The organism is Micromonospora sp. NPDC049139 (assembly GCF_055586845.1).
The window spans coordinates 194,439-207,630 of the sequence record NZ_JBVJHK010000015.1; the positions used below are offsets into that span (position 1 = coordinate 194,439).

Genomic DNA, 13,192 nt, shown 5'->3' on the forward strand with positions numbered 1-13,192 from the left:
GCGGTGGTGGAGGGCCGGGTCAGAGCGAGAACGAGACGTCGTCGTCGAGGAAGCCGGTGTGGGCCAGCTCCAGGGTCTCCACGGCGACCCCGGCCCGACTCGGGTCGAGTTCGGACACCGACCAGCCGACCGGGAAGAAGTGCTTCAACTCCCAGCCGACGATCTTGATGCCGAGGCTGTCGACGAGCTGGATGCTGCCGCTGAGCGGCTGGTACCGCCGGGCCTGCTGGCAGAGCCACTCCTGCACCACCTGGGAGTCGAAGCAGACCGCCCGGCTGAGCCGGATCCGGCTGTAGGTCGGCGCGCCCACGAAGGTGTGGACGTCGTTGCTGTCCCCGGCGCGGTACTCGCAGACCTGCCAGGTCACGCCGAGGCCGGAGACCCGGGACCAGGAGCCGAGGTTGTAGCGCTCGTCGTCGATGACCACCAGGTACCGGTGGTTGACCCCGGTGACCTCGAAGAAGCCGCCCATGAACCGGGCCGCGGTGGAGAGACCGCCCGCCATCGTTCCGTACCTCCTCGTCGTCTGCGTCGTCGTGCTGGTGGGTCGCGCGTTTCCGGTCCGGGTGCTCCTGTGTCGGGTGTTCCTCGGTCGGGCGTCGTCGGGTCAGGGAAACCGGGCCAGTCGTCCGCCGCGTTCCCGGTCGACCAGCAGTTCCTGTCGGAGCCGGCCGCGCAGCCGTCCGTAGAGGCGTCCGGCCAGTTCCTCCAGGTCGTCCGCGTTGTCCAGGTCCACCGTCCGCCCCGGCAGCCGGTCACCGAGCCAGGACCGCAGGAACGTGGTGTCCCGGTCGAGGCGAGCCGTGGCGGCCTCCTCCCGCTCCGTCGCGGTACGCAGCTCCTCGCGGAGTCGCTCCACCGCGTCGCGGACCTCGGCGAGGCGGCCGGCACTCCGGTCGAACGCGGGCGGGGCGGTCGCGGCGGCCACCTCGGCCCGTAGCGCCGCCAGGGTCGTCTCCGGCATGGGCTCGGACGACCCGACCTGCTCGGCTCCCTCCTGTCGGTTCACCTCGGCCCGCACCAGGTCGCGCAGGTCGGCCAGGGCGTCGGCTGAGCCCCCCACGGGTGCCCGCTGGACCGGGTGACCCGTCGGGGCCGGGCCGACGGGACCGGCCCGCCAGCTCAGCCCGCCGTCCGGCGTTACCCCCCAGGCGCCCCCAGCGGACGTCGAGGTCGGTCCGGCGGGGACGGCCGCACCACCGGCCACCAGGGGCACCGTCGGGGACAGCGGGCCCACCCCGTTCGGCGTGGACGCGTCGCCGAAGGCGTACTCGGCGGCCAGGGCACGTGCCTCCAGGTCACGTCCGGCGGCCGTCGACTCCGCCGGGGTCGCCCCGCCGAGCACGCGTTGCTGCACGACGTGGGCCAGCTCGTGGGCGAGCAGGGCCCGGGCGGGCGGCGCGTCGAGCGGGCCGGCCTCCGCCGGCAACAGGACCTCACCGTTCCGGGTGGCGGCACGGGCACCGGCCTGCCGTACCTCGGCGGTGGCCTCGGGACCACGCCGGACCGGCACGCCCGAGACGTCGACGCCGTACCGGCGGCGGAACCCGTCCACCAGTTCGGCGGGCATCGGCTCGCCGGGAAGCCCCTCAGCCGGTGTGGCCGGGAGTACCCGGGACGACGGGTCCGGGTAGCGCGGCGGCACGGCCGGTGGGTGCCCCGGCCGGGCGGGCGGCGCGTTGTCCGGCGGACCACCACCGGTCAGGTCGTTTCGCGATCTGCGCTCCGGCGTCGCCGGCTCCCCATCGATCCCGGTCACCGGAGACGACCGACGCAACGGACCGCCCGCAGTGGACGGCACGGCTGTTCCGGAGGTGATCCGGTCGTCCGTGGCCGGTGCCGGTCCGGTGCCGGGTGCCGGTGCCGGCGCCGGACGCGGGTCCGCGACCACCGGCGTACCGATGGCGGGGCCGGTCGGGGACGCCGGGCGCCACGCGGGCGGGGTGGGCGTGCCCGGGGTGGACGCGCCCGATGTCGGCTCCGTCCCGGTGGGACGCGGATCGGCGTACCCCGCGACGCTGGGTGGGATCGGCAGCTGTGGGGCACCGGCGGTCGGCTCCCCCGCGTCGCCGGGCACCGCGCCGCTGGTGGGCACCGGACGGCTGACCAGCGGTGCGTCGCCGCGGTCCTGCTCAGGGGTCGCCGGATCAGGGCCGGTGACCGACACCGCACCGCCGACCGGCGGTGGACCGGGTGGTTGGGCCGGGAGTTCCGTGCGGACGACCGATGCCGGCACCCCGGTCGTGACGGGTGGCACCGGCGCCGGCCGTTCCCCGGTGCCGACTGACGAGGTGTCCGTACGCCGGGTCAGGAACCGGGCCGGCGACAGCGCAGCTTGGTCACCCGCCGGACGTACGGCGGCCCCACCCCGCGTCGCGGCGACCGGGCCACCTCCCGACGGGTCGTCCGGTCCGGCGGTCGACCCGCTTCGCTCCACCCGCCGCGTGACCGGTGCGGTCGGCCGGTCGGGGCGGTGCGGGGCCGGCCCGACCGGCTCGTCGCGGCGGTGCGGGGCCGGGCTGGCCGGGGCGGCGGGGCTGTGTGCGGACAGTCCGGTCGGGTCGTCGGAGCGGTGCGCGGGCGGGTCGGTCGGCGACACGGGCGGCGGGTCGTCAGCCGGGTGCGGGGCGGTGTTCGTCGCGGGCACTGCTGCCGGGCGGTCCACCGGGGCGCTCGCCGCGCCCACCGGCCTTACCTCCGGCGTGGGGGTGACCGGCGTGTCCTCCCCCGCCCGAGCCGGGCGGGGCGGTGTGCGCCGGGCGGACCGGGCACGGGAGACCACCTCGACCGGGCGGACCACCCGGCCGTCCGCCGGTGCCGAGCCGGCACCGAGCTGCTCGCTGTCGGGGGGCGGATCGGTGGCACGCGGTGCGGTCTCGCCCCGCTGTCGCACGGCCCCCGGCGTGCCGGCCGTGCGGGCCGCCTCCGCCGCCCGGGTGGCCTCCGCCGCGAGGTGGACGTCCTCGAAACCGGGGGGTGGCCAGACGGGCGCGATCGGCAGTCCGGCAGCGGCGAACCGGGCGGCGGTCCGGGTTGCCGCCTCGTCCCGCCCGGCCGGGCCACCGTCGCGCGCCGGCCCGGTGGCCGGGCCCAGGTCGGGCTTCGAGCCGCTGGCCGGGTCCAGCTGGTGCCCCAGGCCGGTGCCGGGGTCCAGGTCGTCGTTTCCGGTCAGCGGGGTCCCGTGGGTGGCTGCCGGGACGACCGGCACCAGCGTGCGGGACGCGTCCACCCGGCGGTCGGTGGACCCGGTGAGCAGCGGTGCGACGACGGGCCCGGCGGACCGGAGGACGGCGGTGGCGCCGGCGGCCCCGGCGGAGAAGGCCGGCCCGGACGACGGAACACCCGCCACCACCGGGGGCGGGGTGAGCGTGACCATGGCCGGGACGGGTGCCACGGTCAGCAGCGGCGCGGCGGCTCCGGCCCACTCCCGTACGGGGTACGCCGACGCAGTCAGCGGCCCGGGCACCCGCGCCAGCGGGGCGGCCGCCAGCGACGACCGTCCCCCGGCGGGCGGCACCGACGCCGGGACGGACGCCTCGGCGGCCGGCTGGAACAACCGGCGGGGCCGGAGGGACCAGGCCATCCCCCACCTCCTCAGTCAGATCAGGGCCGGTTCGTGGTCGGGACGGCTGGGTCAGGCTCCCGCCGGCAAGGCGCCGGCCAGGTCCACCGCGAACTCGTCCCCGCAGTGCGGGCAGGTGACCTCCGCGCCGGTGTGCCCCTGCTGGTTGACCCGCCGGTAGAGGTCCTGCAGGAAGGCCAGGTCGGAGGCGAAGAGCCGCTCGATCACCGTGGTGTCGACCGGCTGCACCGCACCGATCCGGGTCACCGTCCGGGCCAGCAGCAACACGGTGAGGTACGCCGGGTTCTGCCGTACCCGGGGATCGCCCTGGGGATGGATCTCGTCGCGGGCCGTGGCGAGCCGCAGGACGCCCTGCCGGTGCACCGCGCCCCGGTCGTCGACCAGCCCACGGGGCAGCACGAACGGGAACTCGGTCCGCAGGCCCGCCGCCGGTCCGGCGGCGGGCTCGGCGAGGTCAGATCCGCGCATTGAAGTCGAACAGGTCGTCGCACATCAGCGTGACCGTCTGGTAGACGATGTCGGTCGAGCCGGCCTTGACCCCGCTGACCTCCACCTTCGCCGGCCAGGCGTTGGTCATCATGTAGGTCAGCCGGGCGTCGCCGTTGAGGTCGTCACCGGGCCCGTAGAGCTTCAGTGCGCAGTCCCGGTACGCGTCGTACATCAGGTTGCGCACCTTCTGGTGCCAGAGCCAGAGGTCACCGTTGAGGTCGAGTCCCCGCTTGAGGGTCACCGTCGGCGGCTTGGTCCGGCCGAAGTGCCGGGAGAAGATCGGCCCGGTGGGACCGGCGGCCATGTACTCGGCGTTCTCCACCTCGCTGCTGATGCCGACCAGCTCGGCGAAGTTGACCGCGTTCATGCCCGGCACCTCCAGCCGGAACACGGCGGCACTGATGATCTCGGTGTTCTGGCGCGGGTCCTGGGTACCCTGACCTGCCATGGTCGTCCTTCCTGGTTACGTCGTCGCTCGGGGTCAGTCGTCGCCCGCGCCGTGCGAGAGCTGGGAGAGGCGGAACACCACGAACTCGGCCGGCTTGACCGGTGCGATGCCGATGTCGACGGTGAGGATCCCGGCGTCGAGGTTCTCCGGCGGGTTGTTCTCCGCGTCGCACTTGACGAAGAACGCCTCGGACCAGGTGTCGCCCATCAGGGCACCGCTGCGCCACACCCGGCGGAGGAACATCGTGATGACCCGGCGCACCGCGTCCCAGAGCCGGGGATCGTTGGGCTCGAAGACCACCCAGTTGGTGCCGAGCAGGATGGACTTCTCGATCCAGTTGAACAGCCGCCGGACGTTGAGGTAGCGCCACTCGGCGTCGCTGGAGAGCGTACGGGCGCCCCAGATCCGGATGCCCTGGCCGGGGAAGGACCGGATGCAGTTGACCCCGATCGGGTTGAGCTGGTCGTGCTCGCCCTTGGTCAGGCCGCTCTCCAGGGCGAGCGCGCCCCGGATGATCTCGTTGGCCGGTGCCTTGTGCACGCCCCGGGTGTCGTCGTTGCGGGCCCACACACCGGCGACGTGGCCGCTCGGCGGCATGAACACTGCCCGCCCCTGCGCCGGGTCCATGACCTTGATCCAGGGCCAGTAGAGGGTCGCGTACTTGGAGTCGTAGCCGGCGACGTCCTGCCGCCACTCTTTGAGGCGCTGCGGGTGCAGCCCGGGCGGCGGGTCGAGGATGGCCACCCGGTCGCCCATCAGCTCGCAGTGCGCGATCATCGCGAGCTGGACGGCCCTGAACGCCTCGTCGTCGATGACCCCGCGCTGGTGGGCGGCGGCCAGATCCGGCACGCTGAGCATGGTGACGTCCTCGATCGCCTCCAGGCCGGCGAAGCCGGTCCGGTCGCTGACGTCCCCGACGTAGTCCTCGGCGCGCACCCGCAGGTCGCCGTCGACGGTGGTGGTGTCCGGCAGTGCCGCAGCGGCGAGGGCGACCTCGGCACCGCGTCGAGGCGGGGCGAGCGTCGTGCCCTTGGCCTCCTCGATCTGGATCAGCTTCGACTGCTGGCGGACGACGGTGACCACGTTGCCGGCACCCCGGCGGGTGGTCAGGTTGTCCAGCGTCTCGACCGGCTTGCCGGCCCGCTTCACCACGAGCTTGAAGGTGTCGTCGCCGCCGTCGGAGGCGTCGGTGACCTCGACCGAGAGGTCCTGCCCGGCCGGGCCGGGCAGGGCGGCGCGAACGGTGAAGGAGAGCTTCCCGTTGTCCCCGCCGGCCGGCACCGCCGCGGTGGCGTACGCCCCGTCGCCGCCCGCCGCCCCGGTGTCGCCGTCGGAGCCACCCACCCGGACGACGTACGCGGAACCGCCGCCGTTGAGGAAGTATCCGTAGACCGACAGGGGCAGGAACGCCCCGGCAACGAAGCCGCCGAAGGTGCGGGTGTACTGCGACCAGTTGGTGATCAGGGTGGGCTCGTTGACCGGCCCCCTCTCGGCGAAGCCGACGAACGCGGCGACGGCGGTCCCGACCGCCTCGATCGGCCTCGACCCGGAGGACACCTCCTCCACGTAGACGCCCGGCGACAGATACGTCGGCATCGAACCTCCTGTACGACGGTGTGTTGCGGCGAGCATGCCAACGGCGCCGGGCCGGATCCGTTGCCCGCCGGACCGCCACGGGGGTAGGCCGCACTGCCCCGAAGGGCAACGGATCCGCCCCATCGGCCTGCCCGGCCGCCGAGCGCGGGCCCACCCCGCCGACGGCAGGGTGGGTGGGTGATCTGGGATGTCGACCTGTCGGTCCGGGCCTGGCTGGGCAGCTACCTGCCGCCGGGGGTGCCCGTGGTCTTCGACCCGCCGGACCGCTGCGCGCAGCTGGACGGCGAGCGGGTCTCGGCCTTCCTGCTCGACGTGGAGGAGGACTCCAGTGGCGTCTCCGCCAGCTGGGACGACCTGCGCGACGCCACCGGCCAGGTGACCGGGCGTCGCCCGCCGGGGCGGCGCTACCGGTTCAGCTACCTGCTCACCGCCTGGGGACCGGACACCGAGCGGGAACACCGTCTCCTCGGCGACCTGCTGGTCGGCTGCGCGGGTTGCACCGCGCTGCCCGTCCGTTTCCTCGTCGGGGCGCTGGCGCGGGCGAACCAGTCCGTGGTGGTGCGCAGCGCCCCCCGCCGCGAGGGGGACGCCGGGTCGGCGTGGCTGCCGCACGGCGGCGCCGCCCGCACCGGCCTGCACCTGCAACTGCTCGTCCCGTACGTGCCGGAGGCGACGACCGACCTGGCGCCGGCACCGCGCGAGGTGAGCGTCAGCGCCGGACGGCACGACGACACCCCCGGGGCCCGCGCCGCCCGCCGCCCCGGACGGATCAGCGAACCCGGCTGAGCGTCGAGCGGATCAGGGTGGGCCCGGTCCGCACCGGGCACCCGACACGGGCCGGGCCAGCGGGTTGCCCGATCAGGTAGCCACGGCTGCCCGTTGGTGTACCTCGATCGCGGTACTGCCGGCGCCCGCCGCGCGGCGAGACTGCGCGGCATGAGCGCCGCTGTGGGACTTGCCGAGACCGAGCTGACCGTCGCGCCCGGCGACGAGGTCGGCTGCACCGTACGGGTGCGCAACACCGCCTCCGTCGTCGACCACTTCACCCTCGACGTGGTCGGCGACGCCGGCTCCTGGGCCCAGGTCGAGCCACCGACGATGAACCTGCTGCCCGGCACCGAGGAGGAGGCCCGGGTCACCTTCCGGCCGCCCCGCTCCGCCACTGTTCCGGCCGGCGACCTCGACTTCGGGGTACGGGTCCGGGGCCGGGAGGACCCGGACGGCTCGGTGGTCGAGGAGGGCCGGGTCACCGTCCTGCCCTTCGTGGAGCTCGCCGCCGAGCTGGTGCCCCGGACCTCCCGGGCCCGTCGGACCGGGGCCCACCAGCTCGTCGTGGACAACACCGGCAACACCGAGACCACCGTCGAGGTGCTGCCCACCGACCCGGACCTGCTGCTCGGCTTCCGGGCCCGGCCCGCCGCGCCGGTGCTGCGTCCGGGCACCGCCACCTTCGTCAAGCTGCGGGTACGCCCGAAGAAGCGGTTCCTGCTCGGCCCCGACCGCAGCCTGCCCTTCCAGGTGGCCGTCACCCGGCCCGAGACCGAGCCGATCACCTGCGACGGGCTGCTGGTGCAACGGGCGGTGCTGCCCGCCTGGTCGCCCCGGGTGGCGCTGGTCGCCGTCGCGGTGGTCGTGGCGGTGACGGCGCTCTGGTTCGCGGTGCTCAAACCCACCGTGCAGTCCACCGCGAAGGAGGCCGCGCAGGTACGGACCCAACAGCTCAACCAGGAGTTGAGCGAGGAGGTCGCCGAGGTCAGGACGCAGGCCAGCGAGGCGGCGAAGACCGCCGAGAAGGCCGAGCAGGCGGTGACCGGGGGGGCCGCCTCGCCGAAGCCGAGCGCGCCGGCGAGCCCGACGGCCGGCCCGGGGGGCGGTCCGGCCGGAACACTGGAGAACGCCGACCCGGAAACCGCCGCCGACTTCCGGGTGGCCACCAACGCCTCCCCGACCTCGAACGAGTTCGCCCTGTCGACGTACCGGCCGGCGGCGAGGAAGGTGCTCTGGGTGACCGACGTCGTGCTGCAGAACCCGCACGGCGACGCGGGCGTGCTCCAGGTGCGGCGGGGTGACACCGTGCTGCTGGAGACCGGCCTGAACAACTTCCGCGACCTGGACTACCACTTCGTACAGCCGTTGAAGTTCTCCGCCGACCAGCCGGTCACGGTGGCCGTCCGGTGCACCAACCCGGGCGACACACCGTGCACCCCGGCGGCGTACTTCGCCGGCCAACTGGTGCCGGTCGCGCCGGCGACCAGCCCGTCCGCCAGCCCCGGCGCCGCCCGATGAGCGCCCGGCCGAAGTCCGGCGGGGCCACCGACGTCACTCCCGTACGCACCGCGGTCCGCGCCCGCGACCCGATCTCCCAGGCCGGGGTGGTCGCCCAGCTCGGCGCCGATCTTGGCGGCGGGGACCCGGCCGGGGTCCGCCCCGTGATGGTGACCGGGGACGACGCGACGGCGGACGTGCTGGTGCTCGTCGGGGACACCGTGGACGACTGGCTGCTGGCCCAGCTCGACGCGCTGGCCGCCGCGCCCGGACCGGCACCCCGCCCGGTGCTGGTGGTGGGACAGCTCGACGACACGGCGGGGCTCCAGGCCATCGAGGCAGGCGGGCTGAGCATGGTACGACGCGCGGAGAGCACCGCGCCGCTGCTCCGCGAGGTGGTGCGGGCCGCCGCCCGAGGTGAGGCGCGGCTCCCCACCGACCTGCTCAGCTCCCTGCTGACCCGGGTGGGACGCGCCCAGCGCCAGGTGCTGGCCCCCCGGGGTCTGACCATCCTGCCCCTGTCGCCACGGCAGCTCGCCGTGCTGCGGATGATCGCCGCCGGGGCGGACACCGCGACGATCGCCCGGGACCTGTCCTACTCGGAACGCAGCATCAAGAACATCGTGCACGAGATCACCGTCCAGCTCGGCGTCCGCAACCGGACCCAGGCGGTCGCGCACGCCATCCGCGAGGGTCTGATCTGACCGTCCGACCGTTCCCGGTCCCGGAAGTAAGGAAGGAGCGGCGACGTGGGCGTACCCGCGGCGAAGCTCGGCGACAAGGTGGTCGGCACCGACACGCACATCGTCATGCTCCCCTCGCCGGTGGGGCCGGTGCCGACCCCGACCCCGATGCCCTTCACCGGCACGATCACCACCGGGTGCAGCACCGACGTACTGATCGAGGGGAAACCGGCCGCCGTGGTGGGCAGCGGGGCGGTGAACGCGCCCCCGCACGTGCCCACCGGCGGGCCGTTCCAGGTCCCGCCGACCAACCAGGGCACCGTCCTCGCCGGCAGCCCGCTGGTGCTGGTCAACGGCAAGCCCGTCGCCCGGCACGGCGACAAGGTCAACACCTGCAACGATCCCGCGCCCGCGCCGAACGGCACCGTCGTCGCCACCGGTCAGGTGCTCGTCGGCTGATCGCGCCGGGGGTCAGCGACGCCGGGTGAAGACGCCCGGCTGCGCCGTCGGGGACTGCACGAGGAACGTCCCGCTGGTCACTGTCCCGACCGTCGGCACCGCCGCGACCGCCGTGCGGGGACCGGCCGGCCCGTCGGCGAAGACCACCATCGGTACGGCGAACCGGCCGGAGGCGTCCGCCGCCACGGTCACCGCCCCGGTGCTGTCAGCCCAGGCCAGCGAGACCGTCGCGCCCGGCGGGAAGTCCCGGCCGATGCCGGTCACCACCTGACCGGGCCGGCCGACCCCCGGGTTGAACGTCAGGATCGGGCTGCGGCCGAAGACGCGCAGGGTCAGTGACTGCGCCGCCCGTCCCCCGGTGTCGGTGGAACTGGCCAGGGTGAGCACCGTGCTGGCCGCCCCGATGACGCGCGGGGTCGCCGCGACGTCCAGCGCGCAGGAACCGCCGACGGCGAGCACCGGGCCGCACCCGTTCCCGCTGACCGTGAAGGCCGCCGGGTACGGCTGCGGGCCGAGCGTGGCGGTGACGCTGAGCGGGTAGTCCCCGGCGTTGCTCAGGAGCACCCGGCGGGTCGGGGCGGCCACCCCGAGGGACGCCTCACCGAGGTCGAGCAGGGTCGTGTCGGAGTGCAGCACCGGCACGTCGGGGGCGGCCCCGGTCACGGTCACCGCCAGCCGCTCCGCCGTGCCGTGGACGATCCCGTCCACGGTGACCGTGAACCGGCAGGCGTACTCGCCGTTGCGGGCCTTCGGGTCGACCCGGACCGTGAGCGTGACGTCGACGCTGCCGCCGCTGTCGACGGTCCGCTCGCCGGGCGTGACGTCGGCGCTGAGCTGCGGGTCGCAGTCGGAGACGCGGGCGGCGACGGTGGCCGGGATCGCCCGGATGCCGGCAAGGATCGCGGTGGAGACCTCACCGGCGGAGGCCGCCCTGAGCAACACCCCGTCGGTGCGAGCGGTGATCTCGGTGAACTGCCCGGTCTGGTCGAGGCTGGAGAACGGGGACGCGGTGACGTCGACCGCCACCACCCGGATGCCCCGGGCGGTGAGCGCGGTGACCGTCCCGGCGAGGTCGTGGCCGAGGCTCGGATCGTGCGACGGCGCGTCACCGAAGATCACCAGGATCGGGCTGCTGTCGGTGCGGAGGGCGACCGCGCCGGTGGCGACCCGGGACAACGCGTGCAGGTTCGCCTCCGGGATGTCCCCGCCACCGGCCGCGGTCCAGGTGTTCACCGCCTCCTGCACGGCGGTGGGGTCGGCGGTCAGGTCCTGGTTGACCCGGAAGGCGTACTCGTCGCCGCCGTCGCGGTACTCGGCGACGGCGAACCGGGCGTCCGGCTGTACGGCGCTGATGTCCGCGACGATCCGGCGGGCGTTGGTCTTGACGTCCTCCAGCGCCCCGCCCATGCTGCCGGTGGTGTCGGCGAGCAGCACCACGTCGGGGCGGGGCGGCACGGTGGCCGTGGTGACTGTGCGGGTGAGCGTCGCCGACCCGCCGGGGCTCAACCCGATCGTCGGGTCGGTCAGGCCACCGTCGGGCGGGCCGGCGGCCGGTGCGGCGGCGTCCGCGACGCTGATCCGGAACTCCGCTCCGCCGCCCGTGGTCGGTGTCGCGAGGAACGCGGCGTGCCCGGCCGGCGGAGCGCTGGCCACCAGGATTGCCATGACGGCCAGCGCCGACGCGGCGCGCAGTGAGCGGGAGGCGAATGCGGCCATGCCGGGCATTGAAGCCGGCCGGGCCGGCGTCGCGCAGCGGGTGGGCGGACAGACCTGGGTGCAGACCTTCCTACACCTACGGGCAACGCCGGCCGCACCCGCGTCCCTCGGACCGGCCGGCGCACCCGGTTGCCGGCCGGTCGCGTCGGGTCAGGACAGGACCTTGACCGTCATGCCGTCCGAGCAGCGCCGGACCACCGCGACCAGGCTGGCCTGGTGGCTCGCCTTGACCGGGGTGACGGTGAAGTACGCCTTGCGGCCCTTGCCGTGCCGCACCACGTAGCTCTCCGCGTCGCCGCCGACCCACAGGTCGCCGAACGTCTTCAGCACGTTGTAGATCGGCGTGTACATGTCGTTCTCGTCGACGTAGAACATCACCAGGTCCTTGAACTGGACGTAGTGCGTGTACGCCCCGTCGCTGTCTAGGGTGGCGATGATCCCGGTGTTGTGGGCGTTGAGCGCCGAGTCGATGGTCACCGTCACGTCCACGCTCTCGCCGATGACCGAGACCACCATCCGCTCGTCCCGGTACATTCGCGCGAAGCGGTTGCCCATGGCCTGCTCGATCCGCTCGACGAGTTCGTCGAGGTCGACCCCCCAACGGCCGAGGTGAACCTGCGCCTCGTCCCAGCTGAACGTCTCGGGCAGGTGGGAGTTGGCCTCGGGGTTCAGGGTGAAGGCCACCCCGAGCCGGAAGGGGTAGGACAACCAGGGATACCGCCTCGCCGCGACCTCGGCGGGCTCGCTGAACGACACACCCGGCTTCCGGACGACGGTGACCGTCCCCTCGTCGCCGCGGACGTGCCCCGTGTCGTCGCTCTCCTCGTGGCCGTGCTGGCCCTGGTCGTGGCTCGGGATGTGGAGCGGGTCGTCGACTCGCTCCTTGCCCTTCTCCAGGGCCTCCACCGCCTGGTGCTCCTTCGCCTCGTCGGCGAGCAGCGCGCAGTCGTCGAGGAAGGCGTCCATCACCCCGCCGTCGCGCAGCAGCGCGACGGCGGCCTGCTGGATCTCCTCCCGCCACAGCCGAAACGTGTCGACGTCGGTCGAGAGCGCGTCGGCGAGCACCATGGCGTCGTGGTCGTCGCGTACCTGCGTGGGCACGTACGGGAACCGGGCGGCGGTCCGCTCCAGGGCGGTGAGCATCGCCGGATCGTCCCACGGGCGGGGTAGGCGTCGGTGGAGGATCTCCATCGTCTCCGCGACGTCCTCGGCGTAGGCGTTGGTGACCAGCAGGTACTCCACGGCGCGGACCAGCTCGTGCGAGTACGGGTAGCGTTCCTCGACCCATCGGCCGAACATCCGCGTGCCGTAGTCACCATCCAGGACGGTGGCGAACTCCACGGCAGCGAAGTACGCGGGGTCGGAGGCAGCGTCGTGCCAGTAGGTCTCTCGCCAGGTCATGACCGCTCTTCTCGCTCGGCGACAGTCGACGCGGTCACCATGGCGCAGCGGTGGCCTCACCGACACGCGCAGTCGGCGGTCTTTGGGGCAGTCCGTACTGCCTCACCAGGCACCGCGGGCCGCGGCTGCGGACGTCGGTCAGGCCGGCATCGGCCCCTGGCCGGCGTGCGGTGGCCGGTACCAGATCGGGAGACCTCATCACAGCCGAGAAGCCCGTTGGGGTCGTGCCGCGCACCCTTCGGACGTGACCGAAAGGTGTTGCCCGTCCCGGAACGGGACCCGGACGATCGGATACGAGGAACGACCCCGCACGTCCACTCAGCACGAGGGGTCGTCCGAGGAGTAACCGCTGAACAAGAGCACAACTGCGTTCTCTGCGATCCGTGGCCACCCGGAGATGTCTCACCGTTGACGGACCCGGAGGACCGGTCCCGGCCATTTCCGATGAGCGCGGTTAGCTTGATCTTTAACCTGTTGGGCTTGGGCGTGGTTTGCGGGTCGTCTTCGGTTTCGTTTTCGCCTTGCCTGTCGAGGGGCTGGTCGCGCCGGAAG

Annotated in this window: 11 protein-coding genes; 4 read left to right on the plus strand and 7 right to left on the minus strand. The window is 73.9% G+C overall.

All coding sequences use genetic code 11. From position 1 onward, the window contains the following. Positions 1–19: 19 nt before the first annotated feature. The 5 genes from ACZ6Q9_RS23830 to ACZ6Q9_RS23850 all read right to left on the minus strand — a co-directional run bounded on the left by ACZ6Q9_RS23830 (position 20) and on the right by ACZ6Q9_RS23850 (position 6,116). Positions 20–505 (minus strand): phage tail protein, encoded by a 486-nt coding sequence (locus ACZ6Q9_RS23830; RefSeq protein WP_393263570.1) that lies wholly within the window; start codon positions 503–505, stop codon positions 20–22. Positions 506–607: 102 nt separating this feature from the next. Further along, entirely contained in the window at positions 608–3,583 is a 2,976-nt protein-coding gene (locus ACZ6Q9_RS23835) for an eCIS core domain-containing protein (protein WP_396829601.1), read from the minus strand. Positions 3,584–3,634: 51 nt separating this feature from the next. After that, positions 3,635–4,051 (minus strand): hypothetical protein, encoded by a 417-nt coding sequence (locus ACZ6Q9_RS23840; RefSeq protein WP_393456939.1) that lies wholly within the window; start codon positions 4,049–4,051, stop codon positions 3,635–3,637. Beyond that, positions 4,038–4,520 carry a phage tail protein gene (locus ACZ6Q9_RS23845; RefSeq protein WP_393263576.1) on the minus strand — a complete coding sequence of 161 codons (483 nt, stop codon included), beginning with the start codon at positions 4,518–4,520 and terminating at the stop codon, positions 4,038–4,040. The genes ACZ6Q9_RS23840 and ACZ6Q9_RS23845 overlap by 14 nt, the downstream gene beginning before the upstream one ends. 33 nt (positions 4,521–4,553) lie before the next feature. Continuing rightward, positions 4,554–6,116, minus strand: a complete 1,563-nt coding sequence (locus ACZ6Q9_RS23850; protein WP_396829602.1) for a phage tail sheath family protein — start codon at positions 6,114–6,116, stop codon at positions 4,554–4,556. A 177-nt stretch (positions 6,117–6,293) separates the two neighbouring features. Between ACZ6Q9_RS23850 and ACZ6Q9_RS23855 the strand changes: the two genes are divergently transcribed. The 4 genes from ACZ6Q9_RS23855 (at position 6,294) to ACZ6Q9_RS23870 (ending at position 9,523) form a co-directional block, all read left to right on the plus strand. Next, complete coding sequence (locus tag ACZ6Q9_RS23855) at positions 6,294–6,902, plus strand: Pvc16 family protein (protein WP_393263580.1); 609 nt, start codon at positions 6,294–6,296, stop codon at positions 6,900–6,902. 150 nt (positions 6,903–7,052) lie between these two features. Further along, positions 7,053–8,402: a COG1470 family protein gene (locus ACZ6Q9_RS23860; RefSeq protein WP_393263582.1), complete on the plus strand. Its 1,350-nt coding sequence runs from the start codon at positions 7,053–7,055 to the stop codon at positions 8,400–8,402. Beyond that, positions 8,399–9,085: a helix-turn-helix transcriptional regulator gene (locus ACZ6Q9_RS23865; RefSeq protein ID WP_396829603.1), complete on the plus strand. Its 687-nt coding sequence runs from the start codon at positions 8,399–8,401 to the stop codon at positions 9,083–9,085. The genes ACZ6Q9_RS23860 and ACZ6Q9_RS23865 overlap by 4 nt, the downstream gene beginning before the upstream one ends. A 45-nt stretch (positions 9,086–9,130) precedes the next feature. After that, positions 9,131–9,523: a PAAR domain-containing protein gene (locus ACZ6Q9_RS23870; protein WP_393263585.1), complete on the plus strand. Its 393-nt coding sequence runs from the start codon at positions 9,131–9,133 to the stop codon at positions 9,521–9,523. Between the two features lie 12 nt (positions 9,524–9,535). Here the strand turns inward: ACZ6Q9_RS23870 and ACZ6Q9_RS23875 are convergent, their stop codons facing one another. Next, entirely contained in the window at positions 9,536–11,239 is a 1,704-nt protein-coding gene (locus tag ACZ6Q9_RS23875) for a choice-of-anchor D domain-containing protein (protein ID WP_396829604.1), read from the minus strand. Positions 11,240–11,389: 150 nt separating this feature from the next. After that, a complete protein-coding gene (locus tag ACZ6Q9_RS23880) occupies positions 11,390–12,640 on the minus strand; it encodes a hypothetical protein (RefSeq protein ID WP_393456954.1) in 1,251 nt (416 codons plus the stop codon). Positions 12,641–13,192: the final 552 nt, after the last annotated feature.

Coding starts and splice junctions, on each gene's coding strand:
- ACZ6Q9_RS23830 (WP_393263570.1), bottom strand. CDS start 505: ATGGCGGGCGGTCTCTCCACCGCGGCCCGGTTCATGGGCGGCTTCTTC.
- ACZ6Q9_RS23835 (WP_396829601.1), bottom strand. CDS start 3,583: ATGGCCTGGTCCCTCCGGCCCCGCCGGTTGTTCCAGCCGGCCGCCGAG.
- ACZ6Q9_RS23840 (WP_393456939.1), bottom strand. CDS start 4,051: ATGCGCGGATCTGACCTCGCCGAGCCCGCCGCCGGACCGGCGGCGGGC.
- ACZ6Q9_RS23845 (WP_393263576.1), bottom strand. CDS start 4,520: ATGGCAGGTCAGGGTACCCAGGACCCGCGCCAGAACACCGAGATCATC.
- ACZ6Q9_RS23850 (WP_396829602.1), bottom strand. CDS start 6,116: ATGCCGACGTATCTGTCGCCGGGCGTCTACGTGGAGGAGGTGTCCTCC.
- ACZ6Q9_RS23860 (WP_393263582.1), top strand. CDS start 7,053: ATGAGCGCCGCTGTGGGACTTGCCGAGACCGAGCTGACCGTCGCGCCC.
- ACZ6Q9_RS23865 (WP_396829603.1), top strand. CDS start 8,399: ATGAGCGCCCGGCCGAAGTCCGGCGGGGCCACCGACGTCACTCCCGTA.
- ACZ6Q9_RS23875 (WP_396829604.1), bottom strand. CDS start 11,239: ATGGCCGCATTCGCCTCCCGCTCACTGCGCGCCGCGTCGGCGCTGGCC.
- ACZ6Q9_RS23880 (WP_393456954.1), bottom strand. CDS start 12,640: ATGACCTGGCGAGAGACCTACTGGCACGACGCTGCCTCCGACCCCGCG.